The 16,972-nt window shown below is 71.3% G+C and carries 16 protein-coding genes; 6 read left to right on the top strand and 10 right to left on the bottom strand.

What is annotated here, in order from left to right; all coding sequences use genetic code 11:
• Positions 1 to 15 precede the first annotated feature (15 nt).
• The gene (locus tag STRIP9103_RS30545) at positions 16 to 1,986 is read left to right on the top strand and encodes a fumarate reductase/succinate dehydrogenase flavoprotein subunit (protein ID WP_009326881.1); all 1,971 of its coding nucleotides are present in this window, start codon (positions 16 to 18) and stop codon (positions 1,984 to 1,986) included.
• Positions 1,983 to 2,759, top strand: coding sequence for a succinate dehydrogenase/fumarate reductase iron-sulfur subunit (locus tag STRIP9103_RS30540; protein ID WP_009326856.1), 777 nt, complete (start codon positions 1,983 to 1,985; stop codon positions 2,757 to 2,759). The genes STRIP9103_RS30545 and STRIP9103_RS30540 overlap by 4 nt, the downstream gene beginning before the upstream one ends.
• Positions 2,760 to 2,807: 48 nt before the next feature.
• Here the strand turns inward: STRIP9103_RS30540 and STRIP9103_RS30535 are convergent, their stop codons facing one another.
• Positions 2,808 to 3,110, bottom strand: coding sequence for a hypothetical protein (locus tag STRIP9103_RS30535; protein WP_048821284.1), 303 nt, complete (start codon positions 3,108 to 3,110; stop codon positions 2,808 to 2,810).
• 200 nt (positions 3,111 to 3,310) lie between these two features.
• On the opposite strand from STRIP9103_RS30535, the gene STRIP9103_RS30530 reads away from it, so the two are divergent.
• Positions 3,311 to 4,714 (top strand): hypothetical protein, encoded by a 1,404-nt coding sequence (locus STRIP9103_RS30530; protein WP_009326870.1) that lies wholly within the window; start codon positions 3,311 to 3,313, stop codon positions 4,712 to 4,714.
• A gap of 196 nt (positions 4,715 to 4,910) precedes the next feature.
• Here STRIP9103_RS30530 and STRIP9103_RS30525 read toward each other — a convergent pair whose 3' ends face one another.
• The 6 genes from STRIP9103_RS30525 to STRIP9103_RS30500 form a co-directional block, all read right to left on the bottom strand.
• Positions 4,911 to 7,589, bottom strand: a complete 2,679-nt coding sequence (locus STRIP9103_RS30525; RefSeq protein ID WP_181800493.1) for a SpoIIE family protein phosphatase — start codon at positions 7,587 to 7,589, stop codon at positions 4,911 to 4,913.
• Between the two features lie 316 nt (positions 7,590 to 7,905).
• The gene (locus STRIP9103_RS30520) at positions 7,906 to 8,313 is read right to left on the bottom strand and encodes an ATP-binding protein (RefSeq protein ID WP_009326866.1); all 408 of its coding nucleotides are present in this window, start codon (positions 8,311 to 8,313) and stop codon (positions 7,906 to 7,908) included.
• Positions 8,314 to 8,629: 316 nt separating this feature from the next.
• Complete coding sequence (locus STRIP9103_RS30515) at positions 8,630 to 9,037, bottom strand: (deoxy)nucleoside triphosphate pyrophosphohydrolase (protein ID WP_009326861.1); 408 nt, start codon at positions 9,035 to 9,037, stop codon at positions 8,630 to 8,632.
• A gap of 45 nt (positions 9,038 to 9,082) precedes the next feature.
• Positions 9,083 to 9,274 (bottom strand): SPOR domain-containing protein, encoded by a 192-nt coding sequence (locus STRIP9103_RS30510; protein WP_009326877.1) that lies wholly within the window; start codon positions 9,272 to 9,274, stop codon positions 9,083 to 9,085.
• Between the two features lie 501 nt (positions 9,275 to 9,775).
• Positions 9,776 to 10,528: a GntR family transcriptional regulator gene (locus tag STRIP9103_RS30505; protein WP_009326868.1), complete on the bottom strand. Its 753-nt coding sequence runs from the start codon at positions 10,526 to 10,528 to the stop codon at positions 9,776 to 9,778.
• A 155-nt stretch (positions 10,529 to 10,683) separates the two neighbouring features.
• Positions 10,684 to 11,907: a DUF4190 domain-containing protein gene (locus STRIP9103_RS30500; RefSeq protein WP_009326867.1), complete on the bottom strand. Its 1,224-nt coding sequence runs from the start codon at positions 11,905 to 11,907 to the stop codon at positions 10,684 to 10,686.
• Between the two features lie 153 nt (positions 11,908 to 12,060).
• On the opposite strand from STRIP9103_RS30500, the gene STRIP9103_RS30495 reads away from it, so the two are divergent.
• Entirely contained in the window at positions 12,061 to 13,167 is a 1,107-nt protein-coding gene (locus tag STRIP9103_RS30495; protein ID WP_048821283.1) for a threonine synthase, read from the top strand.
• A 26-nt stretch (positions 13,168 to 13,193) separates the two neighbouring features.
• Here STRIP9103_RS30495 and STRIP9103_RS50855 read toward each other — a convergent pair whose 3' ends face one another.
• From STRIP9103_RS50855 to STRIP9103_RS30485, 3 genes are all read right to left on the bottom strand, one after another.
• Positions 13,194 to 13,367: a hypothetical protein gene (locus tag STRIP9103_RS50855; RefSeq protein WP_009326886.1), complete on the bottom strand. Its 174-nt coding sequence runs from the start codon at positions 13,365 to 13,367 to the stop codon at positions 13,194 to 13,196.
• A gap of 174 nt (positions 13,368 to 13,541) precedes the next feature.
• Positions 13,542 to 14,204 carry a response regulator gene (locus STRIP9103_RS30490; RefSeq protein ID WP_009326873.1) on the bottom strand — a complete coding sequence of 221 codons (663 nt, stop codon included), beginning with the start codon at positions 14,202 to 14,204 and terminating at the stop codon, positions 13,542 to 13,544.
• Positions 14,201 to 15,328, bottom strand: a complete 1,128-nt coding sequence (locus tag STRIP9103_RS30485; RefSeq protein WP_009326880.1) for a sensor histidine kinase — start codon at positions 15,326 to 15,328, stop codon at positions 14,201 to 14,203. Before STRIP9103_RS30485 ends, STRIP9103_RS30490 begins: the two co-directional genes overlap by 4 nt.
• A gap of 227 nt (positions 15,329 to 15,555) precedes the next feature.
• On the opposite strand from STRIP9103_RS30485, the gene STRIP9103_RS30480 reads away from it, so the two are divergent.
• Both STRIP9103_RS30480 and STRIP9103_RS30475 read left to right on the top strand, forming a co-directional pair.
• Entirely contained in the window at positions 15,556 to 15,978 is a 423-nt protein-coding gene (locus STRIP9103_RS30480) for a DUF6223 family protein (protein WP_009326889.1), read from the top strand.
• 361 nt (positions 15,979 to 16,339) lie between these two features.
• A complete protein-coding gene (locus STRIP9103_RS30475) occupies positions 16,340 to 16,921 on the top strand; it encodes a Uma2 family endonuclease (RefSeq protein ID WP_009326865.1) in 582 nt (193 codons plus the stop codon).
• Positions 16,922 to 16,972 lie beyond the last annotated feature (51 nt).

The raw sequence follows: 16,972 nt of genomic DNA, 5'->3' as shown, positions 1-16,972 counted from the left end.
AAGAGGGGCTTTACGATGTCCGTGGTCGAACGGCAGGAGTGGGACGTCGTCGTGGTCGGCGCCGGCGGGGCCGGGCTGCGCGCCGCCATCGAGGCGCGCGAGCGGGGCGCCCGTACGGCGGTGATCTGCAAGTCCCTGTTCGGCAAGGCCCACACGGTGATGGCCGAGGGTGGCATCGCCGCCGCCATGGCCAATGCCAATCCGCACGACAACTGGCAGATCCACTTCCGCGACACCATGCGCGGCGGCAAGTTCCTCAACCAGTGGCGGATGGCCGAGCTGCACGCCCAGGAGGCCCCGGACCGGGTGTGGGAGCTGGAGACCTGGGGCGCCCTCTTCGACCGTACGAAGGACGGCCGGATCTCCCAGCGCAACTTCGGCGGCCACGAGTACCCGCGCCTCGCCCACGTCGGCGACCGTACGGGGCTGGAGCTGATCCGCACGCTCCAGCAGAAGGTCGTGGCGCTGCAGCAGGAGGACCACCGGGAGACCGGGGACTACGAGTCCCGGCTGAAGGTCTTCCAGGAGTGCACGGTCACCCGGGTGCTGACTGTGTCTGACAGCGGCTCCGCCGCGGGCGGCGGCCGGGTCTCCGGTGTCTTCGCGTACGAGCGCGAGTCCGGGCGCTTCTTCGTCCTCGAAGCACCTGCCGTGGTCATCGCCACCGGTGGCATCGGCAAGTCCTTCAAGGTGACGTCGAACTCGTGGGAGTACACGGGCGACGGGCACGCGCTCGCGCTGCTGGCCGGCGCGCCGCTGCTGAACATGGAGTTCGTGCAGTTCCATCCGACCGGCATGGTCTGGCCGCCGTCGGTGAAGGGCATCCTCGTCACCGAGTCGGTGCGCGGTGACGGCGGGGTCCTCCGGAACTCCGAGGGCAAGCGGTTCATGTTCGACTACATCCCGGACGTCTTCAAGGAGAAGTACGCGGAGTCCGAGGAGGAGGGCGACCGCTGGTACGAGGACCCGGACCACAACCGCCGCCCACCCGAGCTGCTCCCCCGTGACGAGGTGGCCCGGGCCATCAACGCCGAGGTCAAGGCGGGCCGGGGCTCCCCGCACGGCGGTGTCTTCCTCGACGTCTCGACGCGTATGCCGGCCGAGGTCATCCGCCGTCGCCTCCCCTCGATGTACCACCAGTTCAAGGAGCTGGCGGACGTCGACATCACCGCCGAGGCGATGGAGGTCGGCCCCACCTGCCACTATGTGATGGGCGGCATCGCGGTCGAGTCGGACACGGCGGCGGCGCGCGGGGTGCCCGGGCTGTTCGCGGCCGGTGAGGTGGCCGGCGGTATGCACGGCTCCAACCGGCTGGGCGGCAATTCCCTCTCCGACCTGCTGGTCTTCGGCCGCCGGGCCGGGCTGCACGCCGCCGAACACGCGGCGGAGGCGGCCGGGGCCCGGCCGCGGGTGGACGAGGCCCAGGTCGACGCGGCAGCCGCCGAGGCACTGCGTCCCTTCTCCGCCGAGGGCCCGGTGCCGGGCCAGGACGAGGCCGGACGGCCACCGGAGAACCCGTACACCCTCCACCAGGAACTCCAGCAGGCCATGAACGACCTGGTCGGCATCATCCGCCGGGAGGGCGAGATGCAGAAGGCGCTGGACAAGCTGGCCGAGCTGCGCGTACGGGCCCGCCGGGCGGGTGTGGAGGGGCACCGGCAGTTCAACCCGGGCTGGCACCTCGCCCTGGACCTGCGGAACATGCTGCTGGTCAGCGAGTGCGTGGCGCGGGCCGCGCTGGAGCGCACCGAGTCGCGCGGCGGCCACACCCGCGAGGACCATCCGACGATGGACCGCGCGTGGCGCCGTATCAATCTGCTCTGCCGGCTCACGGACCCCACGGGCGGACTGGCGGCCACGGACCCCGTCGCCGGCCAGATCGACCTCACCCGTGAGACCACCGAACCCATCCGCCCCGACCTGCTCGCCCTGTTCGACAAGGAGGAGCTGGTCAAGTACCTCGCCGAAGAGGAGCTGTACGAATGAGCAGCTACGAGGCCCGCTTCCAGGTGTGGCGGGGCGATGTGCAGGGCGGCGGCCTGGAGGACTTCAAGGTCGAGGTCAACGACGGCGAGGTGGTGCTGGACATCATCCACCGCCTCCAGGCCACCCAGGCGCCCGACCTCGCGGTCCGCTGGAACTGCAAGGCGGGCAAGTGCGGGTCGTGCTCGGCGGAGATCAACGGCCGCCCCCGGCTGATGTGCATGACCCGTATGTCGGTGTTCGAGCGCGACGAGACGATCACGGTGACACCCCTGCGCGCCTTCCCGGTGGTCCGCGACCTCGTCACGGACGTCGGCTTCAACTACACCAAGGCACGCCAGGTCCCGGCCTTCGTCCCGCCGGAGGGGCTCGGCCCGGGCGAGTACCGCATGACGCAGGAGGACGTGGACCGGTCACAGGAGTTCCGCAAGTGCATCGAGTGCTTCCTGTGCCAGGACACGTGCCATGTGGTCCGTGACCACGAGGAGAACAAACCGGCGTTCGCGGGCCCGCGTTTCCTGATGCGGGTGGCGGAGCTGGACATGCATCCGCTGGACGCGGCGGAGGAGGCCGGTCTGGACCGCAAGAAGACGGCCCAGGACGAACACGGCCTCGGCTACTGCAACATCACCAAGTGCTGCACCGAGGTCTGCCCCGAAGGCATCAAGATCACGGACAACGCGCTGATCCCGCTGAAGGAACGCGCGGTCGACCGCAAGTACGACCCGCTGGTGTGGCTGGGCTCGAAGATCAGGAGGCGTTCGTCGGCAGGGTGAGGCCCGGAGAGGTGCGGCGATCCCCTGTGAGGAGTGTGCGCGTGGCCCTCACCGGGGGACGCGGCCGGGGCGGGTCGCGCGGAACGACAGCCCCGTGCTCACGACGAACAGCCCCACGGCCGCCGCGCTGAACAACGCCGGGCGGTGGATGGCGTGGGCGAAACACCACAGGCCCAGCCCCGCGCCGCCGAAGAGCGCGGAGTAACCCCACAGCCGTGGCCGCAGCGTGCTGCGGCGCAGCCACGGCAGTATCCATTCGGTACGGATCGCGATGACGGCGAACACGACGACGGCGAACACGACGACGGCCACTGCGACGGCCGCGAGGAGTCCGACGACGTATCCCGGCATGTCCGCCTCCCGCTGAGCAACGGGGCGATCGTGGCATGCCCTTGCCATGACGACCAGCCCCATGTGTTCCAGCCTCCTCGACCGCCCCCTCCACCCCATCCCGGTCGCGACCCCGCGATACGCGCCATACGCTCCCAAATGTGCCGTCGGGTCCGAGGAGAAGCCGGTCGCGCGGCGCCGCGTCGCACATAGGTGTGCGGGTGGCGCACGCCGCGTTCGGGGGATTGACCGCCCTGGGCTGGCTGCTGCTGCCCCCGGCGACGGAACCGGCCGTCGCCGACCGGACCACGGCCCCGGCGGTCGCGGTGGCTCCCGCCGACGACGAGAGCTCCGCCACGGATCTGGTCCTGCCGGTGGCCGCCGCGGGCGCGGCAGCCGCCGTCGCCACGTACTCACTCGTACGGCGCAGACGACGCACCGCCCTGCGTACGACACCGACGGGCACTGTCCAGCCGTCCGTCACCCCGCTGTCCGAGCTGCACCGCCGGGGGCTGCGGCTGCTGGTGGAGACCGACGACTGCGTCCGTACGAGCGCCGAGGAGCTCCGCTTCGCGGCGGCGAGGTCGGGCCACCTGGAGGCCAGGCCGTACATCGACGCCCTGGCGGAGGCGCGCGCCGAACTGGCTGTGGCCTTCCACCTGCGTCAGCGGCTGGACGAACCGGGCGAAGGAGCCGATACCCTCTCACCCGACGACGAGCGGGCCCTGCTGGAGGAGATCGTCGCCCGGTGCGCGACGGCACAGCGCCGACTCGACGCGGTGACCCCCGGCTTCGACCAGCTCCGCGCGCTGGAACGGGACATGGTCCCGGCGCTGGAGTACGCGGAGGCCCGCTTCCGCGAGCTGACCACCCGTACGGCGACGGCGGCCACCACCCTCACCGAGCTCCACGAGCGCTACGCCCCCACGGCCGTCCTCCCCGTCACCGGCCACGTGGAGCAGGCCAAGGACCGTCTGGTCTTCGCCACGACCGAGCTCAACCGCGCCCGCCAGTCCACCGACGCGGCCGACCGCGACACCGCCGCCGTCCACCTACGGGCCGCCGAGGGCGCGATCGACCAGGCCGACGTGCTCGTGACGGGCGTGGAGCGCCTGTCCACCGAGTTGGCACGGGCCGCCGAGACCGCGCGACAGGACACTCCCGTCACCGGTCCGTACGACGACCCCCTGGACGCCCTCCGCCACCGGGGCCACTGGCTGCTTCCGGCCCGCAGCGCCGTGGCCTCGGCGGCGGACTACGTCACGACGCATCGGGGGGCGGTGGGGGCCGAGGCCCGGATCCGACTGGCGGAGGCGGAACGGTACTTGAGAGCGGCTGAGGCGCGGGCGGGTGACGGCGGCGAGGCCGAGCCGGCCCCCGGGGGCGCCCGGCACGCCGAACGAGCCCACATCCTGGCCCAGGAAGCCCGCCGACTGGCCGAGCAGGACGTACGCGCGTACGGCAACCCGTACGGCGGCCCCGTGGGCGACGGCCTGGCGGGCGCCCTACTGGGCGGCGTCCTCCTGTCCGAGCCGTCCGGTGGCGATCGAGGCAGCCTACGGGGCCCGGCCTGCTACGGCGGCCCCGCGACGCGTGGCCGCCGGGCAGGGGGCGGCCACTTCTGACGGTCCGGCACGCCGCGAGAACGGGGCGCGGCCCCCGGTTTTTCAGGGGCGCGGGGCTGTGTCGATGTGCGGCTCCGCCGCGATGGGGGTCCCTCCCGCTCGAGCGAAGTCGAGAGTGGGGGAGCGACCAGCCCCCACTCACCCGCAGGACGCGAACCAGCCGAAGCGGCCTTCCGCCGGTCGGCTTCTCGCCCCCCTAAAACAGACTCAACAACGCCTCCGCCGGATCAGTGAGCCCGGTCTCACCACCCGGCAGCGGCAACTCGAACCACACGGTCTTGCCCCGAGGCGTACGACGGGACCCCCACGCCGCGGAGAGCAGACCGACCAACTGCAGGCCGCGCCCACCCTCGTCGGTGTCACGGGCCCGGCGCCGACGCGGCTGGACGAGCCCCGCGTCCCAGACCTCGCAGACGAGCGTTCTGTCGAGGAGCAGCCGGAGCCGTATCTCGCCCTCGCCATAGCGGAGCGCGTTCGTGACGAGTTCGCTGACCAGCAACTCGGCCGTGTCGACCAGCGGTTCGAGGTCCCAGGCGAGGAGCTGCCCGCGGGCGTACTCGCGGGCGCGGCCCACGCTGCGCGGCTCGCGCGGCAGGGTCCAGTCGCCGACGGAATCGGCCGGCAACCCCTGTACACGTGCCATCAGCAGGGCGATGTCGTCCTCGCCGTGGTGGGTGTCGAGGGTGTTGAGGACGTGGTCGCAGACGTCCTCCAGCGACCGGGGTGTGTCGGCGCGCAGCGTCGTCGGCGGCTGCGCGGGGTCGGTGAGCGCGCCCACGAACGCCTGGAGGCCCTCGTCGAGGGGATGGTCGCGGGATTCGACCAGTCCATCCGTGTAGAGCGCCAGCAGGGCCCCTTCGGGCAGTTCGACCTCGACCTCCTCGAACGGCTCGCCGCCGACGCCGAGCGGCATACCGGGCGGCACGTCGAGCATCAGCGCGCTCTCGCCGGGTTCGACCAGGACGGGCGGCAGATGGCCGGCGTTGGCGAAGGTGCAGCGACGCGTGACCGAGTCGTAGACGGCGTAGACGCAGGTCGCGAGGTACACCTCGGAGAGGTCCTTGTCGCGGGGCCGGCTGGCGGCCGTGCGGGAGGTCGACTGGACGCCCCCGGAGGTGCCGAGGCCACGGGCGATCTCGTCGAGGGCGGAGAGCACTTCGGCGGGTTCGAGGTCCAGCAGGGCCAACGTACGCACAGCCGTACGAAGTTCACCCATCGCCACCGCCGCGCGCAGCCCGCGGCCCATGACGTCGCCGACGACGAGTGCGGTGCGGTGGCCGGGGAGTTCGATGACGTCGAACCAGTCGCCGCCGACTTCGGTGGCCGCGTTGCCCGGCAGATAGCGGCAGGCGATGTCGAGCCCGGAGGCCTCGGGGTCGCCCGGGGGCAGCAGGGAGCGCTGCAGGATGAGGGCGCGTTCGTGCTCGCGGCGGTACAGCCGGGCGTTGTCGATGCAGACGGCGGCGCGCGCGGCCAGCTCCACGGCGAGCCCTCGGTCCCGTTCGCTGAACGGCTCGCTGCCCTTCGTACGGGAGAACTGGACGAGTCCGACGACGGTGTCGTGGGCGACCATCGGCACGGCGAGCGTCGACTGGATGAGGTTGCCCTCTTCGGGGACCCGTTGGGGGCGGCCGGTGCGCAGGGCCTGCGCGCAGGGGGAGCTGAACGGGTAGTGGTGGACCGCGCCCACCCGCACCGGGGCGGGGCCGCCGACGAAGGGCGCGTCCTCCGAGACCGAACTGGCGAAGGCGACCCGGCGCAGCTCGGCGCTGCCGTCGGCGAGTCCGGGCGGGGTCTCGTCGCCGACCAGGAGCCCCTGGTAGAGGTCGACGGTGGCGAGGTCGCAGAAGCCGGGGACGACGACGTCGAGGAGTTCGCGGGCGGTGGTCTCCAGGTCGAGGGAGTTGCCGATGCGGGAGCCGGCCTCGTTGAGGAGGGCGAGATTCCGCCGGGCGGCGGCGGCCTCGCGGGCGGCGGCGCGCCGGGCCGTGATGTCGATGCCCAGCCAGGCGATGCCGATGGGCCGGCCGGTGCCGCTGTGCACGCGGTAGAGGTTGATGGACCAGTGGCGGCGCCCTTGGCTGCCGGGCGGATGGCCCGTGACATGCATGTCCGTGATGGGCTCGCCGGTCTCCAGCACCCGGCGCAGGGTCGCCTCGACCCGTTCGGCCTCCGGGGACTGCAGATAGTCGTGGACGCCCCGGCCGCGATGGTCGTCGACGTCACCGCCGTAGAGCGAGGCGAACCGCTCGTTGGCCCGCCGCACCCGAAGATCGGTGTCGATCAGAAGGAACCCGAACGGGGTTTGGCCGAAAATCGACTGCGAAGCGGCGAGGTCGGTCTCGATCCCGCGCAGCGTCCGGACATCCACGACGATGCACACGGCGGCCCGTTCGCCACCCTCCACCATGGTGGGCATCACATAGACCTCGGCCAGCCCGTCGATCCCCTCGGGGCCCGGTGCACGGAAGGGGACCACCCCGGTCCACTCCCGGCCGTCGAGGATCTCGGCCATCTTCCGCTGGCCCTCGGCACGCCGGTCGGGGTCGATGAACGCCTCGATGGGGTCCATGCCCACGGCCCGCTCCGCCGGTATGCCGAACAACTGCTCGGCACGCAGACTCCACTGGTCAACGAGGCCGTCGGCGCCTATGGAGAACGAGGCGACCTTGATGTAGTCGTAGATGGATCCGGGTGGACTGGTCTGCCACATCGAGTCGCCGGCCACGACGCCACCGGCCAGGGCGGCGGGTACGCCGGACGCGGCCCCGCGCAGGCCGGAACCGACCGCGGCCTCGGGCCTCGCGCCGTCCGACGGGTCCGTGGACTCCTTGGCCCCCATGGACTCCGTGGCCTTAGCTGGTATCTCGCTCACGCGAACCGTCCCCTCCAGCTCACCGCGTCCGGCTTCGGTCACCAGGGGCGGCTGCCCGCAGTATCCAGCACTACGGCGCCGCACAACACGGTGTTCACGATCACAGCACGATCCCGATCGTTTTTGGACCGGCCGGAACATACTCCCAAGTCTTCTAACCAGGCGGTGCCCACTCGAACCAAAGACTCCAGCCAGCGTTACTGGCTTGAACCAGTCGGTCGCACGCACGCCCTGGGGAGCCGCCCCATGCCCGGCCCGTACGCCGTGGGCTCCCGTCGTGCGCCAGGGGCTCCGCTCCGTACGCCGACCGGGCCGTTCAGCCGGGAACCGTCAGCTCGAACCAGACCGTCTTGCCCGCCTCGCCGGGGCGGGTACCCCAGGCTCGCGAGGAACAGGCCACCAGTTGCAGACCCCTGCCGCTCTCGTCGTCGACGTCGGCGGCCCGTGCGTGAGGCAGGTCGGGCAGCGGGTCGGAGACCTCGACGAGCAGGATGCGCGGGGGATCGACGGGGCGTACGAGCCGTACGCCGATGGGGCCGGTGGCGTGGCGGAGGGCGTTGGTGACGAGTTCGCTGACCAACAGGGCGGCGATGTCGCACAGGGCGTCGAGGCCCCACTCGCGCAATCGGGTCCGTACGACGGCCCGGGCGGTGCGCACGGCGTCCGGTTCGGCGGGGAAGGTCCACTCGGCGCAGTCGTCTCCGATGTCGATCACGCCGATCACTTCCCAGTCAGAAGCGGATTCTGTCCGGTTTCATAGGGTTAATGGGCACATACCCGATATGCATGTCGGCGTACCGCGCACGAGGGCGCACGGTGGCACGAACGGCGTACGACCACGGTTCCTGGCAGCCCCGCGCCCCTGAAAGCGGGGCGCAACCCCTGCTTTTCAGGGGCGCGGGGCTGTGTCGATTTGCGGCTCCGCCGCGTGGGCGCGAGCAGCCACACACAACCCGCAGCCGCCCACGCGCAGCCCGGCCCGAGCTCTCAGGCGCCCGGCGAACCATGCGGCTCAGGCGCCCGGCGAATCAAACGCCCCCTCAAACGCCCCCGGCGCCCCAGGCCAGTCTCGCCGTCTCCATCACCGCCGGGACGTCCTGGTCCAGCCAGTCGACGTCCCACACCTCATCCGCACTGAGCCAGCGCAGCTCATCGTGGTCTTCGAGGGGACGCGGCTCCCCCGACAGCAGGTGGGCGATCCAGACGCGCAGCACATACCCGGGTCTCACCGGCCACTCCCCCGGCACCCGCCCCGCGGACTTCGCCTCGATGCCGAGTTCTTCGCGCAGCTCACGTACGAGGGCCTGTTCAGGAGGCTCACCGGGCTCCACCTTGCCGCCGGGCAACTCCCAGCGTCCGGCCAGCTCAGGCGGTGCGCTGCGGCGCGCGGCGAGCAGTCGCCCGTCGCTCAGCAGGGCGGCTCCCACCACCACGATCGGTTCGGTCATGCGCGGGAGCCTACGGGAGCGGGCACGCCCGCCGGGCGGAGTCGTTCACTTACTCCCGCTCCGACCGTTCTGCCCGATGCGCTCGACCCAGTAGAGCTGCTTGTGCCCCCGGCTGTCGAGGCTGTCCGCGATCTTCTGCGCCTCCGCGCGGGTCGCGTACCTGCCCACCCGGTAGCGGTTGCCGTTGTCGTCCTGCCTTATGACGAGCCAGGAGAGCGTGATCGTGCCGTCGTTCATCGAGCCCCACCGCCCCTTCCCACCCCGGTGCGCCCAGGTCCCACCACCGGCTCCCGTCGAGCCCCGTCATCCAAGGAAACCGCAATGCGCATATGCCCGAGCGTACGCCTTACCTTCACGCAGCGAATCCGCGTTTTCACAAAGAGGTACGCAACCAGCCAAGATGGAGGCGGCGCGCCCCGTCGAACGCGCCGTCGATCACTACCCGCGCGCCCCTCTGCGCCTCAACGAGCAGCGAACCAGGGGGATCAGGACGAAGCGGGACGCTGCCGGACGCCATGCCGCTCCGACACCGAGAACGACCGAATTCGAACTGCGTTCGGACACCCCGGAAGACCCGGCAGCTCCAACTCTCCCTCGACAAGGGCGACTTGACCCGTACCCGCGTCACCGTCCGGCACGCACGACGGCGGTCGGCCTCCCGAACGGGCGAGCCACCGCCGTCACTTCAGCCCCGTTCACCCCACCGGCAGGTGCCCCGCCCCCACTTCACCGGCAACCTCACTTCACCGGCAAGTGGTACGCCACCCGGTACCGGTCCGCCGGGACCACCACGTCCGCCGTCTCCACGGGGCGGCCGGAGGCGTAGTACGTGCGCTGGACGACGAGGACGACATGGCCGGGGACGCCGCCCAGGACGAGGAGTTCCTCGGCGAGGCCGGGGCGGGCGCCGACCTCCTCGGTGACGTTGTCGACGACGACGTCGATGGCGGCCATGCGCTCGACGACGCCCATGCCGCCGAGCGGACCCTCCTCGGGAAGCATCACCGGCGTACGGCCGGTGAGGGCCAGGGGCTCCCAAGAGGTGGAGAGCATCATGGTCTCCCCGGCGTCCCGGAACGTGTACTTGGTGCACATCACACGGTCGCCGGGCTGGATGGCCAGCCGCTCGGCGATGCAGCCACTCGCCTCGACCTGCTCGCTGCGCGACTCCCAGGTGCCCCGCGCGGTGGCGTCGGCCTGCTCCTGCCGGAAGGGCGTGGCCCCACCGGCGGGCCGGTAGCCGGAGCGGGCGACCCGGCGCGGCACCGGCCGCTCCCGCACATAGGTGCCCGACCCGGAGCGGCCCTCCACCAGCCCCTCGGCCATGAGCACCTTGCGGGCCTCCAGCGCGACGGTGTCCGAAACGCCGTATTCCTGGCGGATGCGGGCCTGGGAAGGAAGACGGGTGTGCGGTGGCAGCGAGCCGTTCACGATCTTCTTGCGGAGATCACCCGCGACACGCAGGTACGCCGGCTGCTCACCGAAAGTCACTGGCCGCTCCCATCTGGCTGTCTGGCTGTACAGACAGCGACAGCCTGGCAACCGTGGGTTGTGCCATGCAAGCAAAGGCCAGAGAATCACTCGATGTGATGACAAGGGCCCGGTAGGGGCTTTACGCAGGCGCTTTCTCCCCGCTATGGGCGCCGTCACACCTCCACGCCGGAGTCGTCCCCTCCGCCGCCGGCTCCACCGTCCTCATCGGTGCCCTCGTCGTCGTACGTCGGCGGTGTGGTGTCCAGCCCCAGGGCCTCGCGCGCGGTGACCGCCTTCGGGCCGTCGGTGAGGAGGTGCGCCTTGTTCCAGTGGTCGCTGAAGGTCTCGGCGTCGGTCGCCTTGCTCGCCGCCCGCCATTCCTCGCGCGCCTGGTCCAGGGCGTCGGCGTAGTCGCCGACCGCCCGCTCGGCGTCGGGCTCCCAGTCATGGGCGCGCAGTGTCCGCGTCTGTTCCTCCAGGGCCTGTACCACCTGCGAGGCCCACGCCTTGTGCGCGGGGAGGTCGTCCTCGACGTACTCCGTGTCGGGTACGCCGTCGAGGGCGTCGTCCAGGATCGCGTCGGCCTCCAGGAACGCGAACTGGTCGTCGTCGAGGGTCGTCTCGTCCTGTCGCAACGAGCCCGTCAGGCCGCCCTCGGCGTCCGTGTTGCCGAACATGCAGGTGATCTCGCGGTCACCGTACCGCCAGCTCTGCCGGGTGGGCGTGAAGTAGTAGACGTCGACGTCGTCCGGGAGCGCCCAGCTGTCCATGGCGTAGAGCTCCGAGAGCGCGTAGCACTGCTCGTCGGCGGCGTCGGTCACCTCGTCGTCGCCCGGGTAGCCGCCGTCCGGCATCGAGAAGTCGGCGAACACCTCCGCGTCGTGCTCCCCTTCGCACGGCACGGTGTCGACGTCGTACGCGTAGCCCTCCAGGGAGCCGCTCGGTGTGTCGAAGCACTCGCCCTTCTCCACCGAGAAGGTGGTGCCCGCGCCGCTCGCCGCGTCGCGGAAGCCGTCCCAGGCGTCGCGTGCGCCGCCCGTGGCGAACGCGAGCGTCACCAGAAGCGTGCCGATCGTCGACAGTACGATTCCGGCCACGGCCATGCCCTTGCCGCGCTCACCCTTCTTCCTGATCTGCACGAGCGCGACGACGCCCAGAAGCAGCCCGACGCCCGGCAGGAGGCACAGCAGACCGAACACGAGCGCGGCGATCGCGAGCCCGTTGACCGCTGGGGGCGGCTGAAGCGCCGGATACGTCCGCCCCCACGCCTGGCCCCAGGGCTGGGGCTGCGCCTGGTACGGATATATCTGCCCGGGCACGGACTGCGGCTGCCCCTGGGGCGGAAACGGGCCACCGTCATGAGACGGCCGGGGCCCGACGGGCGGGGGTGTGGCCACGGGTACACGTACTCCTTGCACCGAGCGGAGTGGGAACTGACGTACGACTTGGCGCATGGTAAGCACGCGACGGGCGAGGACGGTACCGGGCCGTGAAATACCGTGCCCCTTCATGACAAACCGCGACCAGCCCACCACCACTACCCTGCGTTCATGACACCTCTGCCGGATCGCTTCTGTCCGACGGACGGCACGCGCGTCGCCGCCGCCTCTCTCGCCTGGTGCTGCCCGGCCTGCCGCGGCCCGCTGGACCTGGACTTCGCGCCCACCCCGGCCCCGCTCAAGTCCCTGGCCGGCCGGGTGAACTCGCTCTGGCGCTACGCGGAATGCCTCCCCCTCGCATCGCCCTCGGTGTCGCTGGGCGAGGGCCGCACCCCGCTCGTCGAGCTGAAGGACGGTGTCTCGGCCAAGCTCGACTTCCTGATGCCGACGCTGTCCTTCAAGGACCGGGGCGCGGTGCTCCTCGCCGAACTGGCGCTGCGGCTCGGGCCCAGCCGGGTCGTCGCCGACAGCAGCGGCAACGCGGGGACGGCGATCGCCGCGTACTGCGCGCGGGCCGCGCTGCCCTGCACGGTGTACGTCCCCGCCGGTACGTCTGCCAAGAAGCTGGAGCAGATCGAGGCGCACGGCGCGCGGCTGGAGATCGTCGACGGCGACCGGGAGGCGACGGCGAGCGCGGCCCGCGAGGCGGCCGACGCCGACGGCGTCTTCTACGCCTCCCACGTCTACAACCCCTACTTCCTGCACGGTACGAAGACCTACGCGCACGAACTCTGGGAGGACCTCGGCGGCCGGCTCCCGGAGGTGATCGTCGTCCCGGTCGGCAACGGCACGCTGCTGCTGGGCGCGGCCCTCGCCATCGCGGAACTGCACACGGCGGGGCTCATCGACCGCCGCCCCGCACTCGTCGCCGTACAGTCCGCGGCGGTCGCCCCCTTGGCCCACGCCTTCGCCGAGGGCGCCGACGACCTCATCGGCGCCACCCCCATGGCCCCCACCTTCGCCGAGGGCATCGCCATCCCCCGTCCGCCCCGCGCCCGCCAGATCCTCCGCGCCGTCCGCGACTCAGGCGGCACCTTCCTCACCGTGACCGAGGACCAGATCCGCCACGCCCAACGCGACCTGGCCTCCCGCGGCCTGTACGTCGAATCCACCGGCGTGGCCTGCTGGGCCGCCGTACGCGAGGGCGCCCTCGGGGGTCGTACGGCGGTGGTGCCGTTGTGCGGGGCGGGGCTGAAGACGGGGTTGGCGGCGGGCTGAGGACATTGGTCGCGGGTCGGAAGCGGTCAGAACACCGCGAACAGCAAAATGGCGAGGAAGCCCGCACCGACCGCCTGCAACAACGCGCTGCTCCTCTTGTGACCGAGCCAGATCAGCAGCACCCCGGCGGCCACCGCCAGCACTCGAAACTCACCGTTGAACACCAGGAGCACGCCGAGAAACGCCAACGCCACCCACATGTGACCCCCCTCTCCACGGCCTGACGGCCTGTCTGACCAAGGCCTTCCCCTGCCGGGAGATCAACACCCCATACCGGTACGGATCACCACGGACCCGTACAGGAACCAGCCAGGGTGCGTCCGGCTTCGTGGGAGGCGGCCCACGAGGCGAGCAGGTGCAAGCCCTCTTCGGAGTCAGGAATCGCACGGGGACACCAGGCCGGATTCATAGGCGAGGACCACGAGTTGGGCCCGGTCACGGGCATGGAGCTTGGCCATGGCCCGGTTGATGTGGGTTTTCGCCGTCAGCGGGCTGATCACCAGACGGCTCGCGATCTCCTCGTTGGACAGGCCCCGCGCGACCAGGACGACGGCCTCGCGTTCACGGCTGGTCAGCTCTGCCAACCTCGTGTCGGTGCCGGTGAGGAGGGGCTGGGTGACGTACCGGTGGATCAGTTTGCGGGTGATGGAAGGAGCGAGCAGGGCGTCGCCGCGCGCGGCGACGCGTACGGCGTGCAGGAAGTCTTCCGGCACGATGTCCTTGACCAGGAATCCGGCGGCGCCGGCGCGCAGCCCGTCGAAGACGTATTCGTCCAAGCCGTAGTTGGTCAGAATGACGACGTGCACCCCGGCCATGGCGGGGTCCGCGGCGATGCGTCGGGTCACCTCGATGCCGTCGATGACGGGCATCTGGATGTCGACGAGCGCGACGTCGGGCAGGTGCTTTTCGGCGAGTTCCAGGCCCTCGCCGCCGTCGGCGGCCTCGGCGACCACCTCGATGTCGTCCTCGAGATCGAGGAGCGCGCGGAATCCGCTGCGAATGAGCGGCTGGTCGTCGACCAGCAGGACACGGATCATGCCGTGCGGTCCAGGGGGAGTTCGGCCTGGACGGTGAAGCCACCCTCGCCACGCGGTTGTGCAAGCAGCCGGCCACCGAGGGCGGTGACGCGTTCGCGCATCCCGAGCAGCCCGACGCCGGGCGTCGGCGCGGCGGCGGGTGTGGCCTTGCCGTCGTCATCGATGCGTAAGGCCAGGGCGTCCGGACGACAGTCGATCCGGACCGACGCCGTGCCGGCGTCCGCGTGACGGGCGATGTTGGTCAGCGCCTCCTGAACGATCCGGTAGACGGTCCGGCCCACCGCCGCCGGCACATCGTGCCGCTGCCCCTCGATCGTCAGCGTTGCCTCCAGGCCGGCCTTACTCGCTCGTTCCACCAGCTCCGGGACGTGGTCGAGCCCACGCGGCGGGGCGGTGTCGTCGTCGCGCAGCGCCTCCAGGGTCGCGCGCAGCTCCCGGCTCGCCTCGCGACCGGCCTCCTGGATCGCCAGCAGCGCCTCCGGCACCTGTTCGCCACGCTTACGGGCCACGTGGACGGCGACTTCGGCCTGCACCTTGATGACCGAGATCTGGTGGGTGAGCGAATCGTGCAGTTCCCGCGCGATGTGCAGCCGCTCCTCGTCGGCGCGCCGCCGCGCGGTCTCCTCCCGGGTGCGCTCGGCCTCGTCCGCCCGCCGCTCGGCCTGCCGCAGCGCCTCACCCGCGGCGCCGGCCGCGATCAGCCAGGCCAGCTCCAGGGCGCCTCTGGCCTGCGCGAACGCCTCGCCCGTGTCGTGCGAGCCCGAGGTCAGGGCCGCGAGCGGGAGCATGCCCAGCATGGCCACGCTCGCCGCCACCGTGGCGGTGCGGTGTCCCGCGCGCACGGCCGCGTACACCGCGAACAGGTACGCGACAGCAGGCACATCGAAACCGACCGCCTGGTAACCCACCGCGCACAGCCCGGTGACGGCCAGGACGGCGACCGGAGCCCGGCGGCGCGCGGCCAGAGCCAGCCCGCCGACCGTCAGCAGCGCGTAGCCGAGCGGATCGAGGGCCGCGGCGGAACGCTGCCCGGACAGCCCGGTGACCAGCAGCGTCGCCGCTACGCCGACGGCGATGACCCAGTCTCCGAGACGGGCCCGGTCACCGGGCTCACCTGCACTCATGCGCGCACCCTAGCGGGCTGCCGGCACGGGCGGGTCCCTCTTGGGGACGAGCGACCGGCTACCGCGCACGCAGTACTTTCGCGTCTCCCGCGGCGACCGCTGTAGCCGGATGCGGCATCGGCGGCAGCCCGAAGCGTCTGCGTCCGCCGGACGACCGGGGACGGGTCCGGCGGACATGCTCAGGCGACACCCGATCGCGGGATCACAGGAAGAGAAGGAGCCCGTTGATGTCTGTTCGTCGCCTGCTTGCCGCCGCCGCAGCCGCCCTGCTCGGAGGCATCGCGCTTGCCGCGCCGTCCGCCGCGCACTCCTCGGTCCAGCCGGTCGCCGCCGGTTTCCACGACTTCAGCCTCGGACGACTCGGGTCCGCGACGGGCGCGCTGCTGGGGCTGGCCGGCGTAAGTGTCGCCTGGCTGGCGCTGGCCCGCCCGACCGGTCGTCTCGGCGCTGCCAACGGATCACTGGGGGCCGTGGCGGCCATGGTGGCGGGACTGATCGGCATGGCCCTCGGCGTGCTGGTCGCGGCCACCGCCGACGGTGGACTCGGCACGGGCAACGGGCTGGGCGGGGCCTACGTGGCCATGCTGGTGGGGCTGATCGGCACGGCCCTCGGCGGGCTGGCGCTGACCCGCTCCCGCCGCACGGGCTGACGCCGGCTGCGGCGGACACCTCTGCGCCACAGTGATCGTGATCCCCAACGGCGCGAAAATGCTCTTCGCCCCTGACCTCGATGCATTGAAGCCGACTGAGCCGGAGGCGACCCGACGGGGGTCAACGCCACGGCCCTCGTTTCCCAGTCCGACCGGCGCCGCCCACGAGGCCGTATGAGAGAAAGACGTTGTGGGAGGACGACGGTGAATGGTCGGCGTCGGTCCGAACCGATCCGGCGCCGCTGGCCGCATCTCCGGCGCGGTTTCGATTTCCCCAGGTCAGCGACATGGTGGAGTTCATGCCCCGGTCGCCGTTGACGATCTCGTGGCCCGGGCCTCGTCGAATCGCTACGGTTGAGCCATGACCGCTCTGCCCGACTGGATGCGCCCGCCGCGCGAGGAGGGCTGGTTCGCGGAGGACCTGGACCGCCTCCCCGAGGCACCCCGCCACACCGAGCTGATCGACGGAGCGCTTGTCTTCATGATGTCGCCGCAGAGGTGGTGGCACGGCCACCTCGTCACCATGCTGACCGTCGCTCTCATGGAGCAGGCGCCCGGCGATGTCAGGGTCGGCCGCGGGATGACCATAAAGCTCGACGAGCGAAACCGGCCCGAACCGGATCTGCTGGTGACGACGGCCGACTACGACAAAGACCGCACCTGGTTCGCGCCGGACGAGGTGAGACTCGTCATCGAGGTCGTCTCACCCGAGTCCGCGCACCGGGACCGTACGGTCAAGCTCCGCAAGTACGCGGAGGCCGGCATCCCGCACTTCTGGTGCATCGAGGAAGAGAACGGCGCCCCCGTCGTCCACGTCTACGAACTCGACGAACCGACCGGCGCCTATGCACCTGCCGGCATCTTCCGGGGCACCTTGAAGCGCCCCGTGCCCTTCGAGATCAGCCTGGACCTCGACAAGCTCACTCCGTCGCGGAGCAACTAGAACTCAGCACCAAGTCAGCACGCGCGGGAACGCAGAAGGCGCCGGGCTCGC

The sequence above is a fragment of the Streptomyces ipomoeae 91-03 genome (genome assembly GCF_000317595.1).
GTDB lineage: Bacteria > Actinomycetota > Actinomycetes > Streptomycetales > Streptomycetaceae > Streptomyces > Streptomyces ipomoeae.
This window is presented reverse-complemented; position numbering and strand designations above follow the sequence as displayed.